Here is a 6502-nt window from a genome sequence, read left to right on the forward strand (position 1 = left end):
GCTAAGCGAATTGCCAAACAGGCCGGACCTGCCCGACAGCCCGGCCCTTCACACCGACGAAAGCACATGACGCCTACTCCAGCTCCCGACACCGAACTTCCTCTCGACATGGTCATCTTTGGCGGCATGGGCGACCTTGCGATGCGCAAGCTGCTGCCCGCGCTGTACATGGCCTACCTGCACGGCAACCTGCCGGGCGCGACGCGCATCCTCTCGACCGGCCGCCAGGAGCTCGAGCGCGCGGCCTACCTGGCCCACGTCAGCGCGCATTCGCGTCCCTTCATCACCGGCGAGAACTTCAACGAGAACACCTGGAACGGCTTCCTGAACCTGCTCGAGTACGTGCGCCTGGACGTCCAGGCCGCGCCCAGCTTCGACGCCCTGGCCGATGCCTCGCGCGCCGGCGCCCAGCGCGTGTTCTACCTCGCCACCGCGCCCTCGCTGTTCACCACCATCTGCGACAAGCTGTCCGCCGCCGGCCTGGTCGACAAGCACGCGCGCGTGGTGCTGGAAAAGCCGCTGGGCCGCGACCTGGCGTCGGCGGTGGAGATCAACGAGGCGGTCGGCCGGCATTTCGCCGAGTCGCAGATCTACCGCATCGACCACTACCTGGGCAAGGAGACGGTGCAGAACCTGATCGTGCTGCGCTTCGGGAACTCGATCCTGGAACCGATCTGGCGCGCGCCGAACATCTCGAGCGTGCAGATCACGGTGGCCGAGGAAGTGGGCGTCGGCAGCCGCGCCGGCTTCTACGACGGCACCGGCGCGATGCGCGACATGGTCCAGAACCACCTGCTGCAACTGCTGTGCATTGTGGCGATGGAGCCGCCGACCTCGCTCTCGCCGGACGCGGTGCGCGACGAGAAGCTGAAGGTGCTGCGCTCGCTGCGCCGCTTCAGCCTGGCCGACATCGCGCGCGACACCGTGCGCGGCCAGTACAGCCACGGCGTCTCGGGCGGCGAAGAGGTGCAGGGCTACCTGGAAGAGGCCAACGTGCCGCCGGATTCGCGCACCGAGACCTTCGTTGCCCTGCGCGCCCACATCGACACCTGGCGCTGGTCGAAGGTGCCGTTCTACCTGCGCACCGGCAAGCGCATGGCGCGCCGCTCCTCGCGCATCGTGATCGAATTCGCCAATCCCCCCTTCCCGCTGTTCCCGGAAAACCCGGTCGGCGTCACCAACCGCCTGGTGATCGAGCTGCAGCCGGAAGAAGCGATCAAGCTGCAGATCATGGCCAAGCAGCCCGGCAGCGGCGTGCAGATGCAGCAGGTGGCGCTCAACCTCGACCTGCAGTCGGCCTTCCAGCAGCGCCGCGCCGAAGCCTACGAGCGCCTCCTGATCGACGTGGTGCGCGGCCGCCTGACCCACTTCATGCGCCGCGACGAACTGGAAGCGGCCTGGGAATGGGCCGACCCGATCATCGAGGGCTGGAAGACGCTGGGCGAGAAGCCGCAGCAGTACGCGGCCGGCTCCTGGGGCCCGGCGGCCTCGTTCGCGCTGCTGGCGCGCGACGGCTTTTCCTGGTTTGAATGAGCAACGGCCGGTACGGTTTGCCCGTACCGGCCGTCTCTCGCGCAAACCGGCGGCTTGCCCGCCCGGATGGACTGGCGTGCTTCTTACTGCGGGTTCGGCTGCATGAACTGCGCGTAGTTCTCGATGAAATTGTCGATGTTCGCGACCATCATCTCGCGGAACTGGCCCGTGAAATACTCGAGTGCGCGCTCTTTTTCGAGCGCCATGTTCTCTGCGCTGCCGGTGCTTTGCGCCAGCAGGAAGGCGTTGAAGCGGGCCGAGGCGAACAGGGCGGAGGCGCCGGCTTCGCTCGGCGAGGTCGCCTCGGACTGGTCGTTGACCAGGTTAATGACGGCGTCGACGCGCTGCCAGAATTCGGGGCTGGCGGTGTTGTTACTCATGATTTCTCTGACGGTGAAGTTGAGCGTGAAGGTGGGCGCCCTTGCGGGCAGCGCCACCTTGGCGCGGGAATGGGTTACGCGTGATGCAACCCGGCAAGCTGCTTACTCTAGCACAGTCGCCGCGGGCGGAGCTGCCGCAGGGGCTGCGACCGGAAGATGCTTGCCGAGGAAGTCGAGCATGGCCTCGAAGTACGCGACCTGGCTGCGCTGGTAATGCAGGCCATGTCCTTCTTCGTTGAAGACCACCCAGCTTACCGTTTTGCCGTTGGCCTCGAGGGCGTTGCGCATCCGGCGGCCGTGGGCAATCGGCACCCGCTCGTCTTCCCTGCCGTGCATCAGCAGCACCGGCGCCTTGATCCTGGCGGCATGCTTGAGCGGCGACACCGGATCGAAGAGCGTCGCGCTCATGCTGCTGTCGCCGATGTGGCGCTTCATCCGCTGGCGGCTGGCCTTGTTGAATCGAATATCGTTCCAGTTGGAGAAGAAGTCGCCGATGTCGGTGACGCCCGCGAAGCTGATCCCGCAGCGGTACAGCTCCGGCGTCTTCACCAGCCCCCACAAGGCGGCGTAGCCGCCGTAGCTGCCGCCGACGATGCAGATGCGTTGCGGATCGGCGATCCCCTGGGCGACCAGGTGGCGCACGCCGTCCGTGATGTCGTCCTGCATGGCCTTGCCCCATTCGCCGTAACCCGCTTCCTCGAACCGGCGCCCGAAGCCGCTCGATCCCCTGAACTGGGGCTGGAAGACAAGATAGCCGCGGTTGGCCAGCAACTGCACCTCGGCGTCCCAGCCCCAGTGGTCGCGCGCGATGGGGCCGCCGTGGATCAGCACGATCATGGGCGCGGGCGACGCCGAGGCCGCCGCCGCGGCGGGACGGGTCAGGTAAGCCGGAATCGTCAGGCCATCGGCCGCCTTGTACGACATCACCTCCATCGGGCGCATCTTCGCCGGATCGACCGAGGACCGGGTCTTGCCGACCATGACCAGCGACTTCTTCGCGATATCGAAGTAATACCAGGTGCCCGGGTCCACGTCCCCGTAGGAGAGCACCAGGACGCCGCGGCGCGGATCGCCCGACATCACGTTCACCCGGCCCGGCAGCAGCACGTCGACCTGCTCCTGCATCGCGGCCCAGGCGGGATCGAACCAGACCTGCTCGCGCCGCATGCCGGCGGTGGCGACGTAGTCGAACGCGGGCTGCTCGATGCCGTCGTAGGACAGGATGTCCTGGGTCGGATGACCGGCCAGCAGCTCGGTCTGGCGGCGTTCGACGGTGTCGTAACCGAAGAGCGCGCGGGTGTCGCGTCCCTGGCGCGAAGAGATCACCAGCGTGTCCGGCTCGTCCGGCGCGTAGGCGGGCACCCAGTAGTCTTCATCGACCCCGAATTCCGCGAGCTTGGTCCAGGTGGGCTTGTCCGCCGGCCGGTACCAGTTCGAGACCGTCGAGGCGTCCTTGAACAAGCCGGAGTTCAACAGCGTGACCGCGCGCAGGTTGCCTTGCTTGTCGAAGGCGTAGCGCAGCGGTTCGCCGGGCGGATGCCAGAGCGGCGTGCACTCGGCCGTGCGGGCCTTGCACCGGGCGATCTTGTTGTTCCTCGCGTCTTTCACGACGATGACCTCGCCGCTTGCGGCGCCGAAGCCGACGCGCCGGACGACCTTTTCTCCCAGCGTGCGCAGCTTCTTGCCGTCGAGGTCCATCGACTCCGCGTCGTAGCCGAGATTCACCGCGAGCACGTCGTTGTCGGCCCAGATCACGCCGCGCGGCGCTTTCAGGTAGCTCCAGTGGCCTTTCGAGAACCGGGCGCCCTCCGCAGCTTCTTGACCGCCAGGGTGTCGGTATCGACCAGGATCAGGCCGTGGTTGATGCCGTCGAAGAGAATCGCGGCGATGTGGCGCCCGTCCGGCGACAAGGTCGCCACCGTCATGCCGGAGGCATCGATCAATTCCTCGAGGCTGAGGGGCTGCGCGGAGGCGGCCGGCGCGAGCAGCGCGGCGCAGAAAAGGAAAACAGCTGTCAGTCGGTTCATGTTTTCGTCCAGAAAGTTACTGAACTATAACAATATTGATCTGCAAATAACATCCCTATGGGGCGAGCAGGCGCGACTTGTTGCAGCCGGGGCGCAGCAGCCGGCTCAGTATCCGAACAGCTTCAATAGCGTGTCGGTAATGCCTTCCAGGCCGCGGCCGACGCGTCCCGCCTTGCGCCCGGCCCGCGGGGTCTCGTCGTACAGGTAGATGCCGTCGCTGCCCTCGAACCGGTCGTTCAGCAGCGCGTTCTGGCCGCGCAGGTAGGGAAGAAACGGCGCGCTGCGCACGGTCGAGTAGGCGACGTCGGTCGAAAAGCCCAGGGTCGCGGCCTGGCGGCTGGCGTGCACGCCGCGCGCCGGCTGGACCCGGACGCCGCGCGTGCCTTGCACCGCGAGCGTCAGCGGACCACGCAGCACGAAAAAGCGCAGCTGCAGCGTCAGCCAGGCGTGCAGGCTGTCCAGCCGCCAGTGCCAGCGGATGTCGGGCGGCGTCCCGGCGTCGGCCACCAGCCCGACCAGGGCGCGCGGATGCAGCGCCAGCGCCCGCCCCGCCGGGATGCGGACGATGGCGATCTCGCTCAAGCCGTCGTCGCTGCTGGACAGCACCACCGGGTCGTCCACGCTGCGGGTGCGCACGCAGGTGAGCAAGGCCATGCCCGAGACCAGGCTGGCCCACCAGCGGCCCCGGATCAGCCAGCGCGTGGACTTGCCGGCCGCGACCGGGACGCTTTGCAGGTAGTGCGGCAGCACCAGGAGTTCCTCGTGCGGCGCCAGCGCGATCGCCTGCGAGACGGCCGAGGGCGACAGCAGTTCCAGCACCGCGCCGCCCTGCCCTGCCTGCCCCGCCTGCCTCGCCTGGTCGAGCCGCACCGGGGCCGCGCGGGTGGCCAGCGGGGCGAGCACAAAATAGAAGAAGGCGCGGATGCCGGCGCGGCCGGCCAGGCACAGGACGAGAATGGCGCAGGCCAGCGGCAGCGCCCGCAGCAGGGGCGCGGCCAGGCGCGCGAGCGGATCGCGCGCTACCGCAAGCCGGGCCTCGGCGAGCTGCTCCTCGAGCGGCAGCAGCACCCGCTCCAGCCCCTGCCAGTCGAGCGCAAAGTCGCGCAGCCCTTGCGCGGCGGGCAGGCGCCGCAGGGCCGCGTCCTGGGCACGGTAGGCGGCGGCCGCGCGGGCGTTCTCGGCCGTCAGCGCGGCGATGTCGCGCGCCAGGCGGTCGAGTGCCGGGCCGCGCGCCCAGGGGTATTGCATGCGCAAGGCATCGATCGGGCCGAGCCGGGATTGCTCCGCGCGCTTTGCCATCAGCCGCGCATGCACGGCGCGGTGCCGCTCGAGCAGCCGCTGCCGTTCGCGGATGGCCAGCGCCTGCTTGTCGAGGGCGACGAGGTGGGCGCGCAGTTGCTGGAGGTAGGCGAGCTCCTGGGCCAGCAATTCCCTGTCCAGGCGCTGCTTGTAGCGCCCTGCCAGCTGCTGCGCGTATTCCCCGGGACCGCCTTTGAACAGCCCGGTGAGCGCGTCCTCGTCCTCCGGTACGGCCGAGCGCAATGCGTCGCCCACGGTGCGGATGCGCGCGTCGACGGCGGCCAACGGCAGCTTGCGTGCTGCGGCCAGTCGGTCCACGACGGCGCTCGCGCGCGCGTCGCGGTAACGCAGCAGCTCGTCGTGCACGGAGGCGACCGCCTGGAGCTTGTCGCGCGCGGACAGCGCGCCGCGGATGCCCTCGACGAGGTAGTTGCCGGTCACAAGCACGACCGCGATCGCCAGCACCGAAAGCAGGTAGAACACCGCTGCGCGCAGCAAGGGCTTGAAGGCAGACTGCAAGGGGACTCCGTGGACGCGACCGTTACCTCCGCATTTTACCGGACGCTTCCGCTTGCCCTATGCGCCCGCCGCCGTTCACGACGCCGCCGCGCCCGCCGTTCCTTCATTCTCTTCGTCGTCCACCGGCGGCGCGATGATGTCGGCCACCGGTGCGTCCGGGGCCACGCCCAGGATGCGCAAGATTCAGCATGAACGATCGCCCTCAGACGTCGCAAGCACTGGCGCGGTTCGAGAGCGCAAAGATGGTAGCGAGGGCGGGCAGCGAAGACAGCGAAGGCGGCGCGAGCAGCGAAGGCAGCGAGGGCAGCGTAAGCGCGCATGCTGCTGGACGGCAGGCTGGCCGCCCTCATCCTGGAGGCTGCCCAGCGTGTCCGGGTGTGTTCGTAGTCGGTGTCCTCGAATATGTCCCAGTGGTCGGCGATCCATCTGTTGGTTAGTTACGTTTAACAGCAGGCCGCCTGACGTCGTTGGCGTGGCGCGCCTTCGTCTTGGCGACAGCCGGATCTGGACGGCGACGCTGGGGTAACTTTAAGCCGCAAGCTCGGCGTGGTGATCCCGCCCTGGCTTGCCGTCAAGTCGCGATGGCCGACTGGTTCAGCTACCTCCCCTGCCGGGCGCTAGGCCTTCGAGCAGAAGAGAAAACCGCACCCCCAAAGCAAAAAACCCCGGCGAGTATCAACTCGACGGGGTTTTTGCTTACTACTAATTAACTAGCCTGACGATAACCTACTTTCACACTGGTTG

General features: G+C 67.8%; 5 protein-coding genes. 1 reads left to right on the forward strand and 4 read right to left on the reverse strand.

Annotation, left to right across the window (positions count from 1 at the left end; genetic code table 11):
- The first annotated feature begins 66 nt into the window (after window positions 1–66).
- Window positions 67–1533, forward strand: coding sequence for a glucose-6-phosphate dehydrogenase (gene zwf, locus RT688_RS21265; RefSeq protein WP_313706832.1), 1467 nt, complete (start codon window positions 67–69; stop codon window positions 1531–1533).
- Window positions 1534–1616: 83 nt separating this feature from the next.
- On the opposite strand, the gene RT688_RS21270 is transcribed toward zwf, so the two are convergent.
- The 4 genes from RT688_RS21270 to RT688_RS21285 all read right to left on the reverse strand — a co-directional run bounded on the left by RT688_RS21270 (window position 1617) and on the right by RT688_RS21285 (window position 5758).
- A complete protein-coding gene (locus RT688_RS21270; RefSeq protein WP_313706833.1) occupies window positions 1617–1913 on the reverse strand; it encodes a DUF3144 domain-containing protein in 297 nt (98 codons plus the stop codon).
- A gap of 102 nt (window positions 1914–2015) precedes the next feature.
- A complete protein-coding gene (locus RT688_RS21275) occupies window positions 2016–3668 on the reverse strand; it encodes a S9 family peptidase (protein ID WP_313706834.1) in 1653 nt (550 codons plus the stop codon).
- Window positions 3669–3682: 14 nt separating this feature from the next.
- Window positions 3683–3940, reverse strand: a complete 258-nt coding sequence (locus RT688_RS21280) for a hypothetical protein (protein ID WP_313706835.1) — start codon at window positions 3938–3940, stop codon at window positions 3683–3685.
- Window positions 3941–4045: 105 nt separating this feature from the next.
- Window positions 4046–5758, reverse strand: a complete 1713-nt coding sequence (locus RT688_RS21285) for a hypothetical protein (protein ID WP_313706836.1) — start codon at window positions 5756–5758, stop codon at window positions 4046–4048.
- Between the last annotated feature and the right edge of the window lie 744 nt (window positions 5759–6502).

Origin of the sequence: Massilia sp., assembly GCF_032106685.1 — a bacterium.
Taxonomy (GTDB): domain Bacteria; phylum Pseudomonadota; class Gammaproteobacteria; order Burkholderiales; family Burkholderiaceae_D; genus Telluria.